Raw genomic sequence first — 19,493 nt, 5'->3', positions numbered from 1 at the left:
TGTGACGAGCTTCCTCGTTCTGCTGCTCGCCTATATCCTGAGCCAGTTCTTCCGCGCCTTTCTGGCCGTGATCTCGGGGGATCTCACGCGGGATCTCGGCCTCGATCAGGGGCAGCTCGGCAGCCTGCAGGCCGCCTGGCTGATCGCCTTCGCGCTCTCGCAATTCCCGGTCGGATATGCGCTCGACCGGATAGGCCCGCGGCGGACGCTGGCCGGCTTCCTTCTCGTCGCCGTCGCCGGAACGGTGATCTTCGGCCTGTCGCAAAATTATGCGACTGCCCTGACGGCCCTCGCGCTGATCGGCATCGGTTGCTCGCCCATCCTGATGTCCGGCTTCTATCTCGCCGCGCGGCTCTATTCGCCCCGGCATTTCGCGACGATGTCGTCACTCCTGATCGGGTTCGGCTCCGTCGGCGATCCCCTGAGCGGCGCGCCGCTCGCCTATTTCCTGGCGGCCTATGGTTGGCGTGCGACTGTCTTCGGCCTCGCCGGAATCGTGGCGCTGACGGCCTTGCTGGTGATCCTGTTGTTGAAGGACCCGCCGCCGCTGCCCGACACTCCGCAACGGCATGTCTCGCTGCTGGAGGGGATCCGGCAGATCTTGGTGAAGCGGCCGCTCTGGCTGATCTTCCCCTTCACCTTCGTGAGTTACGGGGTGACGATCTCGATGCGCGGCTTGTGGATCGCGCCGTATCTCCAGACCGTGCACGGCTTCGACCTTGCCGCGACCAGCTATGCGGCGATGGCCATGGGCGGCTTCATCGCGCTGGGAGCGCTGCTGGTGTTGCCGCTCTATCGACGGATCGGCGCCAAGATCACAGTCGTGGGTTGTGGGGTGATCGTAGTCTTGGCGTGCCTGGTGCTGGCACTCTGGGGGCAGGGATCGCCCCGCCTCGCGGTCGGCCTCTTCCTCGTCATCGGTCTGTTCGGTGTCACCTATGCCGTGGTGATGGCGCATGCGCGCGCCTTCATGTCGCCTCTGGAGATCGGCCGCGGCGTCACCTTCATGAATTTCGTCTTCATGGGCGGGGCGGGCGTGATGCAATGGCTTTCGGGTCGGCTCGTCAACACCCTCGACAGGCACGGCTACGAGCCGCAGACCACCTTCGGCTGGCTGTTCGTCTTCATGGGCGTCGCGCTGGCGGCCACACTTGCCGTCTATGCGGCCTCGCCGTCGGAGTCGAAGGCTGCCGCCCCCGCGGTCAGGTAGCGCCGGACCGGCCTCCACAGGCTCGGATCGGTGGCCGCGGCGAGCGGCGCTCAGCTCTCGCCCGGCGCCTTCGCTGCGATCGCCAGCGCGTGGACGCGGTCGGCCAGTTCCTGCGCCAGTGCCGCATTGACCAGGCGGTGGCGCTCGAGCCGGCTCTTGCCGGCAAAGGCTTCCGACACGATATTGACGCGGAAGTGAGTCTCTCCGCCCTCGCGCCAGCCGCCATGGCCTTGATGCTGGTGCGACTCGTCGATCACCTTCAATTCCTGTGGCGCAAAGGCTTCGGTCAGCTTTCGCGTGATTCTTTCAGCGATTGCGGTCATGATCGTGCCACCGTTGCGATGATTGTCCTTTCGGTTCGGCGATGTGCTGCATCGCACTTGCCGGCCCGAACCCTGCGTCTCATAAACCGTCGACGATGAACATCAACTCACGCCTTTTCGACAGCATCAGGATCGGCTCTTCCGAGGCGGAAGCGACCGTCGACAGCGATGCGCCGCGCTGCGACCATCCCGGCTGCGCGCGCGGCGGCGAATTCCGTGCGCCGAAGGGGCGCGGCCGCGAGGGCCAGTTCTTCCTGTTCTGCATGGAGCATGTGAAGTCCTACAACGCGACCTACAACTACTTCGCCGGCATGGATGACGACGCGCTCGCGGCCTACGCGAAGCAGGAGGAGATCGGCCACAGGCCGACCTGGAAGCTCGGCGTCAATTCCAAGGCGGCGCGGATGTCGCAGCGCGGGCGCAAGGCGAATGGCGACGCCAGCGCCGACATGCACGACGCCTTCAACCTGTTCGGCGCTCGCAACAAGCAGCAGGCCGCGCAGCCGGAAACGCGTGTGGGCGTCGTCGCGCGCAAGGCGCTCGATACGCTCGGCCTCGACGACACCGCCGACTCGGTCGTGATCAAGGCGCGCTACAAGGAGCTGGTGAAGCGCTTCCATCCGGACGCCAATGGCGGCGACCGCTCGCGCGAAGGCACGCTTCAGGAAATCCTGAAGGCCTATCAGCAGTTGAAGAGCGTGGGGATGGTCTAGCCTGCGCCGTCATGCTCGCCCTTGTGGCGAGCATCCACGTCTTGAACATCACCTGCGACCGCCGGACGTGGACGGTCGGGACAAGCCCGGCCATGACGCGGAGAGCGATCAGCCCTTCTTCGCCGCCAGCCCTGCGACATCCGCGATGATGCCGTCCAGCGCGAAATCCTTCGGCGTGTAGACACGCGCCACGCCCATGTTGCGCAGGGCGTTCTCGTCGTCGGGCGGGATGATGCCACCGACGACCACCGGCACGTCCATTCCGGCGACCCGCAGCCGCGCGGTGACGTCGCGCACCAGCGGCAGATGCGAGCCGGAGAGGATCGAGAGCCCGATGATGTCGGCTTCGCTCTCCCGGGCCTCGCTGACGATCTCCTCCGGCGTCTGGCGGATGCCGCCATAGCTCACATTCATCCCGGCATCACGCGCTCGCACCGCGATTTGCTCGGCACCGTTCGAGTGCCCGTCGAGGCCGGGTTTGCCGACGAGGAAGCGCGGCGGGCGGCCGAGGCGTTCGGTCGCCTTCGCCACGGCTGCCTTGGCGGTGGCGAGGCCGCTCGCATCCCCGAGCCTGGTGGTGTCGACGCCGGTCGGGGCGCGGTACTCGCCGAAGATCTCGCGCAGGGTCTGCGCCCATTCGCCGGTGGTGACGCCGAGCTTGGCGCAGGCGATCGAGGCCGGCATGACGTTGCGGTTTTCGCGGGCACTGGCCGCGAGCTCGGCCAGTGCGGCTTCGGCGGCCTTCGCATCGCGGGCGGAGCGCCAGGCCTTGAGCCGGGCCACGGCCTCGGTCTCGACCGAATCCGGCACGGTGACGACGGCGCCATCGCCGGCCGAGAGCGGGGAGGGCTCGCTGTTGGTGAATTTGTTGACGCCGACGACGACTTGCTCGCCACGCTCGATCGCCTCGATGCGGCGTGCGCCGTTTTCGACCAGCGCCTGCTTCATGTAGCCGCTCTCGACGGCCGCGAGCGCGCCGCCCATGTCGTCGATCCTGGCGAGTTCCTCGAGCGCGGCTTCCTTGAGCTCGCGGACCTTGGCATCGATCACGGTCGATCCGTCGAAGATGTCGCCGAATTCGAGCAGGTCGGTCTCGTAGGCCAGGACCTGCTGCATGCGCAGGGACCATTGCTGGTCGAAGGGGCGGGGCAGGCCGAGCGCCTCGTTCCAGGCCGGCAGCTGCACGGCCCGCGCGCGCGCCTTCTTCGACAGCGTCACGGCGAGCATCTCGATCAGGATGCGGTAGACGTTGTTCTCCGGCTGCGGCTCGGTCAGCCCGAGCGAATTGACCTGCACGCCATAGCGGAACCGGCGCATCGCCTCATCGGCGATGCCGTAGCGGCCGAGCGTGATCTCGTCCCAGAGCTCGACGAAAGCCCGCATCTTGCAGAGCTCGGTGACGAAGCGCATCCCGGCATTCACGAAGAAGGAGATGCGCCCGACGGTGCCGGGGAATTCCTCCGGGCTGACTTCCGGCCGGGCGCGGATCGAATCCAGCAGGGCGATGCCCGTCGCCAGCGCGAAGGACAATTCCTGCACCGGCGAGGCTCCCGCCTCCTGCAGATGGTAGGAACAGACATTCGTCGGGTTCCATTTCGGCAGCTCGCTGGCCGTGAAGACGACGATGTCGGTGGTGAGTTGCATCGAGGGGCGCGGCGGGAAGACATAGGTTCCGCGCGAGAGATACTCTTTCACGAGGTCGTTCTGCGTCGTGCCCTGCAGCAGCTTGCGGTCGGCTCCCTGCTCGTCGGCGACGGCGATGTAGAGCGAGAGCAGCCAGGCCGCCGTCGCGTTGATCGTCATCGAGGTGTTCATCTGCGCCAGCGGGATCTGGTCGAACAGCGCCCGCATGTCGCCGAGATGGCTCACGGGCACGCCGACCTTGCCGACCTCGCCGCGGGCCAGCACATGGTCCGGGTCGTAGCCGGTCTGTGTCGGCAGGTCGAAGGCGACGGACAGGCCGGTCTGCCCCTTGGCGAGATTGGTCCGGTAGAGCCGGTTGGACTCGGCCGCGTCGGAGTGCCCCGCATAGGTGCGGAAGATCCAGGGCTTGTCGCGCTGGCCCGTCTGCTGGCCGCCAAGCTTCGTCGCGGTCATGGCGTCTCCCCGTATTGCAGAGCAATCTGAATGTTGCACTGCGGCGAAGATAACGCCAGAGCTTCCGCGATGTCCCCTTCGACGTTAGGCGGACGGTTTTCGGCTTGAGCCGGGCCTATGCTCAAGCCCTCATCCTGAGGAGTAGCCGAAGGCCGCGTCTCGAAGGATGCTTCAGGAAAGCTCTGGAACCATCTGAACCATCCTCCTTTGAGAGCGGGCCGATGGCCTGCTCCTCTGGATGAAGGCGGTGACTGTTCCCGCGCGCGTCGAGCGGCTATCGCGAGGAGAGGCTGCCCCGGATCTCGGACGCCGCAAGAAGAGCCACGCGGTTGTCGGCCTTCGCAGGCACGACGAAGGCGCGGACGGAGGCTTTCGGCAGATCGAGATCGAGCGGCCGGCCCGGCGGCAGCGGCGCGTTCTTGACCAGCATGACCGCCGGTGCCTGGAACGTTACGAGCTTCGGTGCTGCCGTCTCCGGAGCGAAGGCAAGCGGCGCCGAGGCGAAGGATGTGGACACGGCCGGTGTGGCGGTCGCGAGCGGCGCGGAGGTGGATGCCGAGGCCAGCTGGATCGTCGGCTCCTCGATCCGCCTGCGCTCGGGGCGCTCGCCCTTGAGATAGAAGGCATTGCCGCCGGCCACGGTCACGTAATGCATGTTGGCGTAGCCGAAGCGCATGCCGGCCATATGGAAATGCTTGGCCGATCCGACCGCCTCGTTCCGGCGGCCGTTGAGGATGTCGTCCGCGATGGCCTCGATCTTCGGCCGGGTGTGTTCCGGCATCGGGCGGGTGAGGACGCCGGCGGCGAACTGGCGGGGCGCGCCGACCACGCCGCAGATCGTCTCAGGATACCGCTGCGATTCGACCCGGTTCATCACCACCGTTCCGACGCCTAGCAGGCCGGCCTCGCTCGACCGGTTCGATTCGAAATACATCGCGCGGACGAGGCACTCCTTCTCGCGCGGATCGGCCTTGGCGAGCGCGACGGCGCGCTTGCGCGCGGCGGCCGGCTCCTTCGTCGTCGGCGCGGAGACCGCGGCCGAATCGACCGGCGACATGCTGCAGGCGCCCAGGGCCGGCGCAAGGAGAGCCATCAGAATCGGGACCGATCCACGTCCGCCGTACCTGAAAACTCCGCCAGAACGGAGACCATGCGCAGCGATCGCGGCCCGCTTCATGCGGCAACCTCCTGAGTTCGGGATCATGGGCAGCCGGGGGGGCGCACCGGGATCACCGGCAAAGAAACCCGAAATCAATAACAGAAAGTTAATCCGGGAAGGAAGGCCCCGCGACGCAAAGACCGGTCGGAGCGACCCTCCCTTGCATCGGGCTACATGCTAACGCTTTGTCAGAGAACGCAAAATTGGGCGCTTCGCGGCCTGAATATTTATGGGAACTCGCGCGCCGCCGGGCGGAGTTTCGCGCCGCTCCGGCCGGAGGCTTCAGTTCCGTGTGCCGGGCAAGCGCGGCAGCGGCAGGAAATCCACGCCTTCCTCATGCAGCATGCGGGCATCGTCGGCCGTTGCCTCGCCATAGATGGCGCGCGATTCCGCCTCGCCATGATGGATCTTCAGCGCCTCGTCGGCGAAGCGCTCTCCGACATGCTCGGCATTCTCATGCACGTGCTGGTGCAGCGCGGTCAGCATCTCGCGGAAAGCCTTCTCCTTGTCGCTCATCAGCGCGACCGGGGCTGGCGATGCGGCCGCAGGCGCAGGCGCTTCCGGCGAGGGCTCGGCCGGGCGCGCGCCGAGATCGCTGCGCGCGACATTGGGCGCCATGATCGCGCGCTCGACCTTGGCGCTGTTGCAGGCCGGGCAGGTGACGAAGCCGCGCCTCGCCTGTTCCTCGAAGCCGCCGGAGGAGGGGAACCAGCTCTCGAATTCGTGGCCGTTGTCGCAGATGAGCGTGTAGCGGATCATGTGATCTTAGATGGTGGCGCCGCGTCGCCAAGGCAAATCGGCACGCAAGGAGTGCTGCCTGCCGGCATGGCGGGGCAGTGAAGGCCAGGTGCCTCAGGCTGCGAGCAACTCGTCGAGCTCGCCGCGGGCATCGAGCGCGTGGATGTCGTCCGAGCCGCCGACATGGCGCTCGCCGATGAAAATCTGCGGCACCGAAGTGCGTCCGCCTGCCCGGGCCGTCATGGTCTGCCGCAATTCCGGCTGGCCATCGACATCGATCTCCGAGAAAGCGACCCCCTTTCGGGTCAGGAGCGTCTTGGCCGCCTTGCAATAGGGGCACCAGGAGGTGGTGTAGATCGTGACCGGCGGCATGGGCTGGGGGCTCTCGATAAGATGCTGCCCTCTCATGTAGTGCCTTCCCGGCCATCCGTCACGACCCGTGCGAAGGTCAGGATGTCGACATCGCGCGCGCCGGCCCGCAACAGCGCCCGCGCTGCGGCATTGGCGGTCGCGCCGGTTGTCAGCACGTCGTCGACCAGGAGGATGCGGCGGCCTTCGACATGCGGGCGCTGCGCATCCGGCACCCGGAACGCGCCCTGCAGATTGTCGGCGCGCTGCGAGCGGGTGAGCCCGACCTGCTGGCGCGTGCGCTTGACGCGGGCGAGCAGGGTGGGCGCGAGCGGAAGCTTCGCCTGGCGCGCGACGACGCCGGCCAGCGCGGCAGCCTGGTTGAAGCGTCGGCTCCAGAGACGCCCGCGGTGCAGCGGGATGGGCACGACGATCTCGGCCTCGCGGAGCAGTTCGCGGCCTGCCTGGGCCATCATCCGCCCGAGCGTCAGGGAGAGTTCGACGCGGTCGCCATATTTCAGCCGATGCACCAGTTCGCGCGCCGCGCCGTCGAAGCGGCAGACGGCACGGGCCCGCGTGAAGACCGGCGGATCGGCGATCGCGGCCGGCGAGAGCAGGCCGGGGCCGAGATCGACGGCGAAGGGCGTCCCGAGCCGTTCGCAATAGGGGCGCTCGATGAAGCCGATGCCGCCCCAGCAGGCCGGGCAGAGCGCCTGCGCCTCACCGGTCGCGGCCTGGCAGGCGACGCAGGTCGGAGGATAGACGATCGCGATGAGGCCGCCGAGCCCGGCCCGAAAGGCAAGGCGGCCGTGGTGCAGGGCGATGAAGGCCAGGGATCGTCGCTGCTCGCTTTCGCCGTCCACCGAAACGCTCCCCCAAGCTGCCTCGGCAATTTTCAATCTCGCCGGCAGGCTTGCAAGACCTGTTGGCCGCTTCCTGCGCGGCTCGCACCGCTCTTTTTCGCGTGCGTGGCGCATCGCTTGAGCCGGCTACCGACGGGATATTCCGCTCGTCTCCATCTCAAGGCCGCGCCCGCCTGGAAAGGCGGGGATGTTCGCCGCGTCAATTGAAGCCCTTCGGGCCGATCCGAGGATTTTTGTCGGGACAGCTTCAAAAAAGCAGTTGCGGCGTTGCGGCGCTCCGACTACAGAGACGCCCACGACCGGCGCTGCTCCCTTCGTCTAGCGGTCTAGGTCGCGACTGCCCCCCAGGTTGCCTACCAAGTGAGTAGGGGCAGGGGATTGAGGGTGGTAGGGTTACCAATGAGGTCCGATGGCGGGCTGAATTTGGCAAGCTAGACGAATGGAATTGACTTGTAAGTAAGAGAAGTAATAGTAAGGTATATCGCAGTATAACGTAAGTAACGCTCCCTTCGTCTAGCGGTCTAGGACGTCGCCCTCTCACGGCGAAAACAGGGGTTCGAGTCCCCTAGGGAGCGCCATTACTTAGATATACTAAGCCGCGCAAGGAACGTAGGCGCGCTCGGGTCTCAGACGCTCCCTGTATTTCAGACGCTCCCTGTATTGTAGATTTTCACAATCTTCTCTAATGCATCCAGGAAGCCTGGATCGGTCAGGCGGCGACCCTCCAAAGTTTCGATGCTGCCATCGTCCGCTTGACGCAAGCCTCGCGCCCGCATCCGTCTTGCGGCAACGAAATCCTTGAGCGCACTGACTTCCGCTTCGCTTAAAGTTTGTCGGTTCGCGACGGCAGGCGGGACGCCTTCGAGTTTGCTCGCCACGGCCAAATAGATGGTGGGTGCTTCCCGTGCCCGTCTGAGTATGTCAAGCTGCGCCTTATAGCTTCTGTTTTGGGCAGCAAGCAGGGCAACGCGGTGCTTCAGCTCCGGGTTAAGTCGGGCCAAATCTTCGTCGCCGACAAGGTCAACCGCGGCAAGTGGGCCACCCCTCTGTTTTCGCGGGCGCAGAATCACTTCGGAAGCGGCCTCCCAAGCCCGGTACAAACCATGATAAGGATTTGCCCCACCTCGCTTATTGCGTATCGACGGCTCAGCTAAGCTCTGCTCCTTGGCATGGATCCGCGCCGCGTAGGTCTGGACCACCAATGGTACGGTGAGCCGTTGCTTCCCGTTGACGACGAGATGGTGAAGTACGCTGTGAAGGTTTTGAAGCTTCAACCTGATTGTCGAATTGGTGGCGCGCTCAACAAGTTCTTTGAGCGTTGCGTCCACAATATCCAAAGCTTGTTTCCCTTCGACGTTCATTGACATAGCTCTCTCAACAAATGCCCTCCCGATCGGATGAGGGATGGGACTGATGATTCGAGGTCGAGAAACCGATCCGGGTCGCCTTCAACGAGGACGCCGTCGGCAGATCTTCAACGGTGCTTGCCCAGCGGATATCGCGGATGAGGTATCCATCGAAAGGACCACGCGGAATGGTGCGGCGAAACTACTGCGCATTCAATTCGAGCAATATCTCGCGGCCGGGCTGGGTGAGTGTGGTCCGCTCAAGCGGACGCCCGATGCTGTTCCGGGCGACTTCTTGGATGCGCTCCTGGAGACCGAGTTCTTCAAGCGTCTTTCGCCCCTCGATTAGATTCTGGGCCTCCTGAGCACCAAGTTCGCCCAGCAGCATGGCCGCCATCGCGTCCGCCCCAGCGCGACGCTCTTCCAGGGAAAGCGGCGCCAAGGTTATAGGAATATAGCCGTTCTGGTAGAGAATGCGGTTCACGAATTCGTCTCTCTCCCTTTCAATTTCTGGTCTGTCTAGAGATACAAAGAATCGACTCATCTGGACGATTGAGTCCGTGAGTTCGAAGCGGGTGGATTCTCGCCCAGATACCTCGGGTATACCCTTTGGTCGGATCACCATCGGGATGCCGTCTTCACCCGCTTCGGCAGTTACTTTTCGGATCGCGCGGACCATCTCAATGAGCATCATAGTTGCGTGTACGTCAGCCACAGACTGCTCCTGTGATTGAGTCTCAGCATCCCATTCGGCTTCGAGGGCTGCGATCCGTTGGCGCAGAACGGGAGGTACAGGCTCTCCTTTGGCGTTGGCATCTCGGCGCTCGGCCTTGAGCTTCTTAATCTCAGCCTCGCGTTCCTCAATTCGCTCTTTCAACTGGTCCACTCGTGCAGAAATGAGGTTGGAGTGGCCCCACAATGGAATCAGAAAGGGTAGCCCGGTAACCAAGAAGCGGCACCGCACACAGTTTCTCGAGCCACCCGGGACGGGCTTGTGGCGTGACTTGTTCGCTCCTAGGTCATTACGGGCCTGCCAGAGTTCTCCGCCGATATGGCAGAGTGTTCCTCCATTCGGACAAATTCCGATGTCCATTCGAGACCACGTAGAGCCGTCGGAATAAGGGCCCTTCAACTGCGCCAGGCCATCATCGTGAAGGCGAGCTGTCATTCTGGCGGCCTGTTCAAAGGTCGCTTTCTTCAGGAAGACCGGGAAGGCATCGGCCGCCTTAGCAAGGGCCTGAAGGCGCGCTCGCGTCAGAATTTCACTTACATGCGGCGGCTCAAATTTGGCCTCGTTGCCTCTTGGTCCGACATTCAGAGGGTATCTAAAAATATAGAATCGGTCGGGAATCAGGGCTTTCACCGCGTCAGTCGGGTCGTCAATAAATATCCCGTATGGAATCTTTGAGAGCGGCAAAGGTCCTGCTACGGGGTTATATTCTTCTTGCCATTCTCGCATCTCCGAAAGATTGTTTAGCGCCTCAATAAATTCCCAAGGCATCTCATATCCCGAATTTTCGTCAAATAGATTGGGCCTGTCCTGTGTTTTATTCGAGTTTATCCAGAATCCCGTTAGAGTGCTGATATTTCCACCAAATTGGGACTGAATCTCTCTAAATACTCCACGTCGGGTGTTTTTTGCGCCGACAGATTTCCAGTAATCGGCATGTGGTCCTTCGGCTGGGCCCCATTTATTCTCCGTGGGATTCCAGTACCGGCTGTCGCCCTCGCCGCTATCGAGCCGTCGGACCTGAACATTTCGCAGAGGCAAATCCAACATAAGCAGGAGCATTCTAGGCAATACCTCGCAGAATACGGGTTCTGCATGCCCAGTGTCAGGATTTTTCCACGTAATCCAATGGAGCGGTCGCCCGTCGGCGCGAGATTTAAGGCCTCTTGCCCAAGCAAAGTTATTGTCGGATATTATTTTTTTCAGTTCGACATGCATTCGTGTTGGCATCGGCTTGGCCGCGACATCGCCGTTTTTCGATGTCGTATTTTTCGACGCCTGAGACATTCTGAATCGTTCAACGTCTCCGTACGAGAGAGCCACTTTGAATAAAGTATTTCCATCTCGATCACGATTTTCGTCTTCCATCCAGCAGAAAAAATCGAAGATCCGCCCGATCGAATTTATGCGTTGAGTTGAAGTTGACCAGGTCTTCGCGAACTCAAGTAGGCCAAGCATGTTGGACCGAGAGAGCGCTTTATCCGGTTTGTCGACCTCCAAAGAAGGGCGGGTGCTAAAAAATTCTTCCAGCAAGCGTAGCGCGCGAAGATAAGCTTTTTTTTGAAGTAGCACTCTCTCGCCTAGCCAACGGTTGAAATTTTCTCGGAGCCATTGCAGGTGGGTAGTTTCAGAAAGAATGCTTTCGGTTCGGCTGCTCTTCCTCCTGCGAACTTGTCGATTTACTTGAATGCAGAATTGCGGATTGTCCGTAACATCAGCAACTAGGCGCACCAGGCGATTCAGGGTTCGTCGGTTTGACTCAGATGTCCATTCCGCCCAGATCCCGCTGGGCCGCAGCAATCGTCCTAGCTCAACGATGTGCGCTTCTTGAATACTTTCGAGATAATCAATATGGTCTGAGGAGAACTTGAGCACGGCAAGCCACTTCCAGATTGCGAATGAGCGATCTTGACGTTGTCTCGCTGGGAATTTCGAAAGATGCGAAAGCTTCTCTATTTCGGAACGTAGTAGCACGAAGTCGGGGTCAAGTTCTTGGAGGAAGAACTGGAACCATTGTGCGTTTATATCGCCGATAGCAGAGCGGCCGAAGAGGATACCCAATGGCCACAGGACGGCCCGCTGCGCGTGCAGGCCATGCAGTTCGTATAGGAAATCGTCCTGAGCCGCTCGGCTGCCATCCAGGCGACAGCTCTCCACCATCTCCTCGATCAGAGTAGCTAACTTCTCGCTGTCGGTATCGTTGATGCTTGGTATCAGGGCGAAACGTCGTTCGTCCGGGTTGAACCAAGCTTCGCCGAGATTCTGCGCAATTGTTACGTGGTTGAAGCGAGTTTCAAACACGCGCTCCTCCTGAGGTTATAAACTCGCTGAGAGCAAGTAACGCGGCCGAGCTTTCATGGCCGATAGGAGGGATCTGAACGACCTCTCCCAGCATGCGTCGGCGGGCTGCTTCTAACTGCGCGTTAATCTGCGCCTTGGTCGGTACGACGTAAGGTACATGTGAAAGGTAGTGTCGGTGGTGCAGTCCCTTCTTGATCACAGAGGGGGGGACACCAAGGTTCGAAAGGGTTTGGCCGTAGAGATGGCGTAGTCCGTGGGTTGTCGTCCCGCGCGCTTTCGAATGCTCTAAACCGATCCGGCGCACGGCGGCCGCGTGGTTTCGTTCGTAGCCCTTTGGGGAGTAAGGGTCTCCAATCATTGCGCCGCTGGCTTGAGGAGTTCGTTCGGTTACAAAGAGAAATGGATGGTCCCTACCTCCAAGGCTTCGACGTCTTTCCATTATCGGATCGCGGATAAACCGCAGATAACCAAGGAATAGGATCCAAAACAGTGTCGAGGCATTGTCGTCGAGCCAGTACACGAAAGCTTGGTTGTCTTTGTTGAGATCCATACCTTTCCAACCCGCGTGATAGCGGTCTCGAAGAACTTCATTGCGGGGGCGCAAGCCGTATCGGCGCTCAAGAATCTCCGCTCGTGACAGCGAATATTCGCTTCCGCTCAACGGGTCCGAATATCGTATCCTGGCTTCGGCCGGATGATTGATTACGATCAGGGCATGACCCGGCTTTTCTGGCTCTTCCACAACGTCCTGGACCCAGAGATGCAAGCCTTCGCTGCGGCGGAAGCCTCCGTACGCATCAAGCAGAACCATCATTTGGTCCCGGATATTGTATCGTAGGTAAGGATCAGTCGTGTGGAGTTTTCCTGGTCGCTGATGGCCGATCCAAAGGAGCGGCTCCAACTGGTCAGGCGGGAAGAATTTTACCTCCTCCGCCGATTGTCCTTCCGTCGTTCGACCAAGATCGATGAGGCGAGGCGTTGTCCGCCTCACGTTTGTAGGGGTCAGGTGAGACAACATCGAAACTTGGCGTCGACGTGCCCAGACAAGGTGCTCGGAGAACGACAATGCATCGCTCGGAACGCAGCGGACAGGGAGTGTACGCAACGGGTTGTCGAGCCCCTCGGCATGAGCCCAGTCAGAGAAGCGTTCGATGGCATGCGCGAGCATTTTGGCTCTTGTGACCGGCGTGCGCGGCCAAAAGAGCCCGTCAGGATCATCGCCCGCTTCGATGGTGCCGCTGAGAAGAGAAATGGCGAACGCACGGTACAGTCGGCGTTGGACATTGAGGTTACGCTCTAGGGCATCGTCGGCGATTGCCTGTCCTCGAGTCTGGCAAAAGTCCCAGAACAATCCGAGGCCGCGAGATATGGTGTCCTGCCAAGTTCTAGACCGGCTTGGAAACGCCATCATGTAGTCGACGAGGGGTGTGAAAATCTCCACGGACCCGTCGGCTTTTCGTAAGAATAGGCCTCGGGCTGACCATCCGCACGGCATCGATTCAACGTTGATAGCGCTCGTCGCGTGATGAAGTGGTTGTGGCTCTCTCACGGGCGCTGAATCCTTCTGTCAGTGTAAATCTAGAATCGGACAGCAGAAATTCTTGATAACCGACCCTAAACAGGTCCGATTTCGGTGTATATATCGGCGGGAAATCCTTTATAAAGTGTGAATTGATCTGATTGAAACTTGTAATTGTCTTCAGTTAATAAAATATAGAGCGTATATTAGTGGGAGATCGGCGTTTCTGTATTTTGGTAATCTCGTGTTTCGGGGGCGTCTCGTTCTCTCGCTCCAGCAGATCTGCGTTCCGGTAGGGGGGGAGTCTCCCGGAACGCAGCTCCGGGAGACTGGCGGAGCGCTACAGGATTCAGGGAGCTGAATCCTTGGGAGCGAACATGGGATCCTTCAGCTATGCTCCGCTGTTGATCGGAGCCGACATTGTCCCCGTATCGCAGGGGACGGGCCGCATGCTTGCCGAGCCCTAGTTGCGCACGTGGCGACTCTTCGCTTCACCCCGCCCAACATGGACGGACACGCCGTGGTTACGTGTGGCGAGATTGCGGCCAGTACCCGCATCGAGACTTCGGCCGGGCTCCCGCTGGCAACGGCGGGGCGAGATGGCGCCAAAACGCAAGCCGATCGTCGTCGGCCGCATCGGTACGCGACCTATAGACTTGCGGGCGTATCCCGTGTCGAGTCAGGCCTGCCGGCTGCCAATAGGCCGAACGTGGCTGCCTTGAAGGATTCCGGCTGACTGCGGAAGGATTCGTTCGCGATGATCATGTCAGTCGGCCCGCGTTCCCTCGGCGCTTTCATACGAACCCCGCCGCGGTCGCGCGGTCTGGACATCCTGCGCGGTAGAGTCGCGGAATTATCGATCCGCGACAATCACACCTATGCTCGTTCGATGTCAGCGGTACGCGAGGCTGGGAGGAGAGAGCGGAGAGATAAGGTTTCGCCCGAAGCGGGGCCATTTGCGCCCGACGAAGTCGGAACCCGTGGCGGTCATCACGCGACTGTCTGCCGCCGCCAACTCTCCACGGCCCGATCGAGCTTGGCGCAGTCCTTTTCGTCAGCCCAGCGATCCCAGAATTCGATTGTTCCGCTTAATGGCTCATTGATGGGCTTTGCGATGCGGATGCGTGTTGGCAGCAGGATCGCATCGCCGACCACGAGCGCCTCCCCGGTATCGAGCACAGGCAGGAGATCGCCGAAACCTCCGAGACTGTCGGGCAGGAGGCGACGGACGACGGCCTGGTCGTCGCCATTCGTCAACCTCATGGCGATCAGGTTGTTACGCTGGCTGACGACTGTACGGTTCACCTCGGCCGGGCGCTGGCTGATAACGACCAGGCCGACGCCATACTTGCGACCTTCCTTGGCGATTCGCTCGAAGGTCGCTATCGCGTTCTCGGCCACGCCGGAGGTCGCCTCCTGCGGAATGTAAAGATGCGCCTCGTCGCAGAAGAGCGCCACCGGATGGCGGGAGTCCTGCGGGCTCCACTGCTGCACCGAGAACACCAGTCGCGCGACCATACCCACGATCAGCGGCAGGATGTCGGAGGGCACCTCCGAGAAGTCGATGATCTTCACGCCGCCCTTGCCGCCTCTGGCGCTTCGGCCGCCCAGCAACTGCCTGACGACGTCGTCCAGCCACGCGTAGCCATCCGCCACCCCAGCGGCGGGAAACAGAAACCCGAGACGGCGGTCCGTCAGCTTGCCTTCGAGCCGCGGGATCAGGCGGCTCAGTTTCCCATTGAAATCACCCTGCTTCTCGCCGCGGCTGGACGGCACCATCTCCGTATTCAGTGCATTCAGCTCCGCCAGCACGTCCGCTATCGAGAACGGAACGGGGCTGTCGATGGTAAAGTTCGCGAGCGCCTCGGCGTGCCCGCCGCGTTCGAGAAAGGCGGTCTTCGCCTTCACGATGGCGCGTGACATGACCATGGCCTGATTGGGAGCGGTCAGGTCCGAGCGGTCGACGAACATCGAGACGAGCGCCTCGTAACTCAGCAGCCAATAGGGCAGATGAAGGACGCCCTCGTCGAGGGGTCGGTCAGCGTCGATGTCCGCCGGGCCGGCCACTTTCAGGTGCGCGAAACCATCACCGACTAGGGAAGCGTACTCGCCATGCATGTCGAAGACGATCGCGTTGGCGCTGCCAAGCTCCGCCACCTGCTCCAACAGCCGCGCCGTCGTCCAGGACTTGCCCGATCCGGTGCTTCCGACGATGACGGCGTGACGCTGGAACAGCCGGTTGCCGTCCACGAAAGCTTCCGCGCCTAGGTCGAGAGTATAGGCACCTAGGGAAAGCCGTCGTCCCTCGCCGGACAAGCGTTCGCCCTCGAGCGCGAAGCACCAAGCGTCGATCTCGGGCACGGTCTCCAGCGTGCGGCGGAAGATGTTTGACTGCGATCCGTCCCGGTCAATCAGCGTGCCGATCAGCACGACACGGACCAGGTTGAGTTCGGTGTGCGCCCTGTCCCGGCTTCTATGTCGGCTAGCTTGACGTCCTCCAGCGCTGTTCGCGTGATCTTGTTGATGATCCCGATGAGCTTGTGACCCGATCGGCTGCTTTGTAGCGCGACCAGCCTGTTGACTTGCAGCTTGCGGAGGGAGCTGACGTCGTCGACACGGACGATCACCACCGTGGTGTCGACGGACTGGACGTGCCCGAGCGCTTCGCCGTCGTCGAAATCGAGAATGCTCACGGTCCGCTCCCTATGGTGAAATCGAGGAAGACATCGAGGCGCCAGACGGGCCGTTCGATGAAGAAGCCGTCCGGCACGTCGTGGGTGTAGGCGGTGGCACCCTCGCCGCATTCCTCGAAGGCCACGTATCTTCGGCATCGGCCTCCCGTCAGCAGCGCCTTGGCCGCGGGCGAAAGCACCTTGGCGAGGATGACGAGGGGAACCCTGTCCCGGCCGCAGCGCTCGACCAGCTTTTCCTGGAGATGCTGGTCGTTGAAGCCGTAGCCGACGCAGAGATAGGCCCTGGCCGCCTCGAGCGCGGCGTCCGCACAGCCGATGATTGTGCGGAACGGTTCGGTGTGAGTGAGCCGGTACTTGTCGAGGCCGGGCGTCACCATCAGCGGCTCGTAGTTCGCCGGCGGCTCGATTCCACCGCGTAGGCCGATACTCTCTCGCGTCGGCGTCTGGAACCAGTCGAGCGAACCGTGCACCTTCCAGATGCAGACTGTCCGGGAGCGTCGGCTGCCGACGTGGACGCGCGTGCCGGGAATTGCCCCACCCGCCGAGGCGTTCGGACATGCTCAGGTCATTCGCGAGCACGCGGCAGCGCACTCGCTCTGACGGGCCTCGTGGTTCAGGCGTTGCTGCGCAACCCGCTGGCCGAGTCCTATGTGCTCGGCATCTCCGCCGGTGCCTCGACCGGGGCGGTCTCGGTCATGATCCTGGGGCTTGGCGCCGGTGCACTGACCCTGTCCGGTGGCGCCTTCCTCGGAGCACTTGCCGCATTCGGGCTGGTTCTGATTCTCGCCCGCGGCGCGCACGGCGGCTCCGACCGCACCATCCTCGCCGGTGTCGCCGGCTCGCAGCTCTTCAACGCGCTCACCGCCTATATCGTCACGAGTTCCGCCGATGCCGAGCAGGCGCGGGGCGTGATGTTCTGGCTGCTCGGCAATCTCGGCGGCGTGCGCTGGCCGGATGTCTATCTCGCTGCGGCCGTCGCCATGGTCGGCCTGATCATCTGCATCAGCCATGCCCGCTCGCTCGATGCCTTCAGCTTCGGGGAGGAGGCGTCCGCGACCCTCGGCGTGCCCGTGCCCCGGCTCCGCCTCGTCCTGTTCGGCGCGACGGCGCTGATGACGGCGAGCATGGTCTCCGTCGTCGGCTCGATCGGCTTCGTCGGCCTCGTCATCCCGCATGCGGCGCGCATGCTAGTGGGCTCCGGCCATGGGCTGCTGCTGCCCGCATCGGCGCTTGCCGGCGCGATCTTCATGGTGATCGCGGACATCCTGTCCCGCATCGTGGTGCCGGGCCAGATCCTGCCGATCGGCGTGGTGACGGCACTGATCGGAGCGCTGGCCTTCGCCTTGCTGCTCTACCGCGCGAGGAGGCCGGAATGACCTTCTCGGTTCGTGATGTGAGCTGGGGCGCCGGGAGCCGGCTGATCTTCGACGAGGTGAGCCTGAACGTCCCGGAGGGGGCGACGCTCGGCCTGATCGGGCCGAATGGCTCCGGTAAGTCCAGCCTGCTGAAGCTGCTGTGCCGGCGGCGGCAGCCGCAGGGCGGCGTCATCACCCTGGGCGGCAATGATCTCGCCGGGCTGAGCCAGATAGCCATTGCCCGACGGGTCGCCGTCGTCGAACAGCAGGCGGCGACGCTGGAGGAGTTGACGGTGCGCGACGTCGTCCGGCTGGGCCGCACGCCGCATCGCGGCCGCTTCTCGTCCTGGACGGCGCAGGACGAAGCGATCGTCGGCCGGGCGCTCGATCAGGTCGATCTCGGCGGACGCGGCGGACAGTCCTGACACACCTTGTCCGGCGGCGAACGCCGGCGCGTCCAGATCGCACGCGCCCTGGCGCAGGAGCCGCGCGAACTGCTCCTCGACCAGCCGACCAATCATCTCGACGTCCAGCACCAGATCGAGATTCTCGCCCTCGTCGAGCGCCTGCCACTGACGAGTATCGTCGCCCTTCACGACCTCAACCTCGCCGCGGCATTCTGCGATCTCGTCGTGGTGTTGAAGGCCGGGCGCATCGTCGCGGCAGGGGCACCGTCCGCCATCCTCACACAGGCGTTGCTGTGGGACGTCTTCGGCGTACGCGCCCAGATCGGCCGCTCGGCGCGTGCCGGCCGGCCCATATCCAGTTCCTCTATGATGACCCCGTGAGGCGGGCGTGACTGGTTTCGAGCTTCCTCTACCGCCGCACGGACTCACCTGCGCTGCCGCGCCTGACGCCTCGATGGAGCGCCGCGCCGCCGCGCGCCGCTTCTGTTTGGACACGATCAGGGAAGTCTATGGCACTGAGTATCGACTGGACTGGCATGCCGATCTCGATTCGCTTCTGCGTCCGCCAGCGCAATGCTGGTTCTCCGGAGAGAACCGCGGCGCGTTTTGGAGCCTTCATTCTCCTGATGGAGAGATCGTCGCCTCGGCCGGGTTCTATGGGCTGATGTGGAAACCGAACTTGGTCGCCGCCTTCGCGGACCGCTACCCGTCGCCAGCCGGCGTCACGCAACTCGTCCGCGTCTACGTTCGGAAGGATCTGCGGGGGAGAGGGATCGGCCAATGGCTGACCACGCTCGCACAGACAGAAGCCCAGCGACCGGGATTCGAGACACTCTACCTCCACGCCAACACCGACACGGCGGCGACGATTGCGTTCTGGCGCGCACAGGGCTTCTGCGAATTCGCTGCGGCCGAGGGCTCCACGCATTTCGACAAGGCGTTGACGACAGACCCCGTGTCTCCTTGAAGGCGCTGGCCCAGCCGAAATTCTCGACGCCGCGATCGAGCAATCGCATTTGTCACATTGGTCTTTTGCTGAGCTGCTCGGACAGGGGTTTCCACCATGTGGCAAAGGTCCGCTTTCGGGCAAGGAGCCAGAGTCCGCTTCCGACGCGAAACGGACCTCTGGAAGGTCCGCTATGGGCGCTCCAACGCGCTTAGCAGAGCGGTTTGCGCTAGCAATCGCACTCCGCCAAGAGATTGCGCACGAGGCCTCCTGTCCTCAATCGTCGAAACTCAGTTCAGCCACCGTATTCTAAGTGAATGATTGGATAAGGCCGGCCTTGCCCGTCCAGTGGCGATCGACCTGTGCGCCTAAATCCGATTTTCTCGTAGAAGCCCACGGCTTGGCCGTTCTGTTCATTCACGTCAGTGGTCATTCTCGGGTAGAGTTCCAAGCCGTGGCGCGCGAGCGCAGCTCCAATGCCCCTTCCGCGGCAAGCTGGATCGACAAAGAGCGCCTCCATATGCCCCTCGTCGATAAGCATGAAAGCCAGCGCGTGATCATCTGGATCGACGGCAAGCCAAAGCGGCGCTTCGGGGAGAAAGCTGCAAACCAGCTCGTCGATCGCGAGGCGATCCTCCGGCGTCAGAAAATCATGGGTAGCGTCAACGGCGCGTCGCCAAATTTCGATTGCGCGCTCAGCATCGCTGGGGCGTGAAAGTCTAATCACATGCATGATCGAATTACA

The 19,493-nt window shown here is 62.5% G+C and carries 15 protein-coding genes, 1 tRNA gene and 3 pseudogenes; 6 read left to right on the top strand and 13 right to left on the bottom strand.

Features of this window, described 5'->3' with window-relative positions; genetic code table 11:
- The first annotated feature begins 1 nt into the window (after position 1).
- The gene (locus AC1DE3_RS24690) at positions 2–1,210 is read left to right on the top strand and encodes an MFS transporter (protein ID WP_476780713.1); all 1,209 of its coding nucleotides are present in this window, start codon (positions 2–4) and stop codon (positions 1,208–1,210) included.
- Between the two features lie 50 nt (positions 1,211–1,260).
- On the opposite strand, the gene AC1DE3_RS24685 is transcribed toward AC1DE3_RS24690, so the two are convergent.
- Positions 1,261–1,533 carry a BolA family protein gene (locus tag AC1DE3_RS24685; protein WP_441509580.1) on the bottom strand — a complete coding sequence of 91 codons (273 nt, stop codon included), beginning with the start codon at positions 1,531–1,533 and terminating at the stop codon, positions 1,261–1,263.
- 95 nt (positions 1,534–1,628) lie between these two features.
- Here AC1DE3_RS24685 and AC1DE3_RS24680 point away from each other — a divergent pair, with 95 nt between their 5' ends.
- Entirely contained in the window at positions 1,629–2,246 is a 618-nt protein-coding gene (locus AC1DE3_RS24680; RefSeq protein WP_441509579.1) for a J domain-containing protein, read from the top strand.
- Positions 2,247–2,354: 108 nt separating this feature from the next.
- Here the strand turns inward: AC1DE3_RS24680 and AC1DE3_RS24675 are convergent, their stop codons facing one another.
- The 5 genes and pseudogenes from AC1DE3_RS24675 to AC1DE3_RS24655 form a co-directional block, all read right to left on the bottom strand.
- Entirely contained in the window at positions 2,355–4,343 is a 1,989-nt protein-coding gene (locus tag AC1DE3_RS24675) for a methylmalonyl-CoA mutase family protein (RefSeq protein ID WP_476852837.1), read from the bottom strand.
- Positions 4,344–4,949: 606 nt separating this feature from the next.
- Positions 4,950–5,307, bottom strand: a pseudogene (locus AC1DE3_RS24670) (cell wall hydrolase); the annotation flags it as partial.
- A gap of 477 nt (positions 5,308–5,784) precedes the next feature.
- Positions 5,785–6,261 carry a DUF1178 family protein gene (locus AC1DE3_RS24665; protein WP_476780715.1) on the bottom strand — a complete coding sequence of 159 codons (477 nt, stop codon included), beginning with the start codon at positions 6,259–6,261 and terminating at the stop codon, positions 5,785–5,787.
- A 93-nt stretch (positions 6,262–6,354) separates the two neighbouring features.
- Positions 6,355–6,612: a glutaredoxin 3 gene (gene grxC / locus AC1DE3_RS24660; RefSeq protein ID WP_441509575.1), complete on the bottom strand. Its 258-nt coding sequence runs from the start codon at positions 6,610–6,612 to the stop codon at positions 6,355–6,357.
- 32 nt (positions 6,613–6,644) lie between these two features.
- Positions 6,645–7,412 carry a ComF family protein gene (locus AC1DE3_RS24655; RefSeq protein ID WP_476852850.1) on the bottom strand — a complete coding sequence of 256 codons (768 nt, stop codon included), beginning with the start codon at positions 7,410–7,412 and terminating at the stop codon, positions 6,645–6,647.
- Between the two features lie 541 nt (positions 7,413–7,953).
- Between AC1DE3_RS24655 and AC1DE3_RS24650 the strand changes: the two genes are divergently transcribed.
- A tRNA-Glu gene (locus AC1DE3_RS24650) sits at positions 7,954–8,029 on the top strand.
- Between the two features lie 66 nt (positions 8,030–8,095).
- Here AC1DE3_RS24650 and gmtX read toward each other — a convergent pair.
- The 6 genes from gmtX to AC1DE3_RS24620 all read right to left on the bottom strand — a co-directional run bounded on the left by gmtX (position 8,096) and on the right by AC1DE3_RS24620 (position 16,510).
- Positions 8,096–8,818: a gamma-mobile-trio protein GmtX gene (gene gmtX, locus AC1DE3_RS24645; protein ID WP_476780716.1), complete on the bottom strand. Its 723-nt coding sequence runs from the start codon at positions 8,816–8,818 to the stop codon at positions 8,096–8,098.
- A gap of 181 nt (positions 8,819–8,999) precedes the next feature.
- The gene (locus tag AC1DE3_RS24640; RefSeq protein ID WP_476852836.1) at positions 9,000–11,828 is read right to left on the bottom strand and encodes a VPA1269 family protein; all 2,829 of its coding nucleotides are present in this window, start codon (positions 11,826–11,828) and stop codon (positions 9,000–9,002) included.
- Positions 11,821–13,269, bottom strand: coding sequence for a hypothetical protein (locus AC1DE3_RS24635; protein WP_476780718.1), 1,449 nt, complete (start codon positions 13,267–13,269; stop codon positions 11,821–11,823). The genes AC1DE3_RS24640 and AC1DE3_RS24635 overlap by 8 nt, the downstream gene beginning before the upstream one ends.
- 1,068 nt (positions 13,270–14,337) lie before the next feature.
- The gene (locus tag AC1DE3_RS24630; protein WP_476780719.1) at positions 14,338–15,777 is read right to left on the bottom strand and encodes an ATP-binding protein; all 1,440 of its coding nucleotides are present in this window, start codon (positions 15,775–15,777) and stop codon (positions 14,338–14,340) included.
- Positions 15,771–16,040 (bottom strand): hypothetical protein, encoded by a 270-nt coding sequence (locus AC1DE3_RS24625; RefSeq protein WP_476780720.1) that lies wholly within the window; start codon positions 16,038–16,040, stop codon positions 15,771–15,773. Before AC1DE3_RS24625 ends, AC1DE3_RS24630 begins: the two co-directional genes overlap by 7 nt.
- Entirely contained in the window at positions 16,037–16,510 is a 474-nt protein-coding gene (locus AC1DE3_RS24620; protein ID WP_476780721.1) for a hypothetical protein, read from the bottom strand. The genes AC1DE3_RS24625 and AC1DE3_RS24620 overlap by 4 nt, the downstream gene beginning before the upstream one ends.
- A gap of 111 nt (positions 16,511–16,621) precedes the next feature.
- On the opposite strand from AC1DE3_RS24620, the pseudogene AC1DE3_RS24615 reads away from it, so the two are divergent.
- The 3 genes and pseudogenes from AC1DE3_RS24615 to AC1DE3_RS24605 all read left to right on the top strand — a co-directional run.
- Positions 16,622–17,416 (top strand): annotated as a pseudogene (locus AC1DE3_RS24615) (FecCD family ABC transporter permease); the annotation flags it as partial.
- A pseudogene (locus AC1DE3_RS24610) lies at positions 17,413–18,194 on the top strand (ABC transporter ATP-binding protein). The pseudogenes AC1DE3_RS24615 and AC1DE3_RS24610, both read left to right, overlap by 4 nt.
- A 62-nt stretch (positions 18,195–18,256) precedes the next feature.
- Complete coding sequence (locus AC1DE3_RS24605; RefSeq protein WP_476780722.1) at positions 18,257–18,769, top strand: GNAT family N-acetyltransferase; 513 nt, start codon at positions 18,257–18,259, stop codon at positions 18,767–18,769.
- Positions 18,770–19,043: 274 nt separating this feature from the next.
- Here AC1DE3_RS24605 and AC1DE3_RS24600 read toward each other — a convergent pair whose 3' ends face one another.
- A complete protein-coding gene (locus tag AC1DE3_RS24600) occupies positions 19,044–19,481 on the bottom strand; it encodes an acetyltransferase (protein ID WP_476780723.1) in 438 nt (145 codons plus the stop codon).
- Positions 19,482–19,493: the final 12 nt, after the last annotated feature.

Source organism: Allobosea sp. 10L417 (assembly GCF_056395485.1).
Note: the sequence above shows the minus strand (reverse complement) of the source record. Positions and strands in the feature narration are given on the sequence as shown.

Coding starts and splice junctions, on each gene's coding strand:
- AC1DE3_RS24680 (WP_441509579.1), top strand. CDS start 1,629: ATGAACATCAACTCACGCCTTTTCGACAGCATCAGGATCGGCTCTTCC.
- AC1DE3_RS24685 (WP_441509580.1), bottom strand. CDS start 1,533: ATGACCGCAATCGCTGAAAGAATCACGCGAAAGCTGACCGAAGCCTTT.
- AC1DE3_RS24605 (WP_476780722.1), top strand. CDS start 18,257: ATGGAGCGCCGCGCCGCCGCGCGCCGCTTCTGTTTGGACACGATCAGG.
- AC1DE3_RS24675 (WP_476852837.1), bottom strand. CDS start 4,343: ATGACCGCGACGAAGCTTGGCGGCCAGCAGACGGGCCAGCGCGACAAG.
- grxC (WP_441509575.1), bottom strand. CDS start 6,612: ATGCCGCCGGTCACGATCTACACCACCTCCTGGTGCCCCTATTGCAAG.
- AC1DE3_RS24600 (WP_476780723.1), bottom strand. CDS start 19,481: ATGCATGTGATTAGACTTTCACGCCCCAGCGATGCTGAGCGCGCAATC.
- AC1DE3_RS24665 (WP_476780715.1), bottom strand. CDS start 6,261: ATGATCCGCTACACGCTCATCTGCGACAACGGCCACGAATTCGAGAGC.
- gmtX (WP_476780716.1), bottom strand. CDS start 8,818: ATGTCAATGAACGTCGAAGGGAAACAAGCTTTGGATATTGTGGACGCA.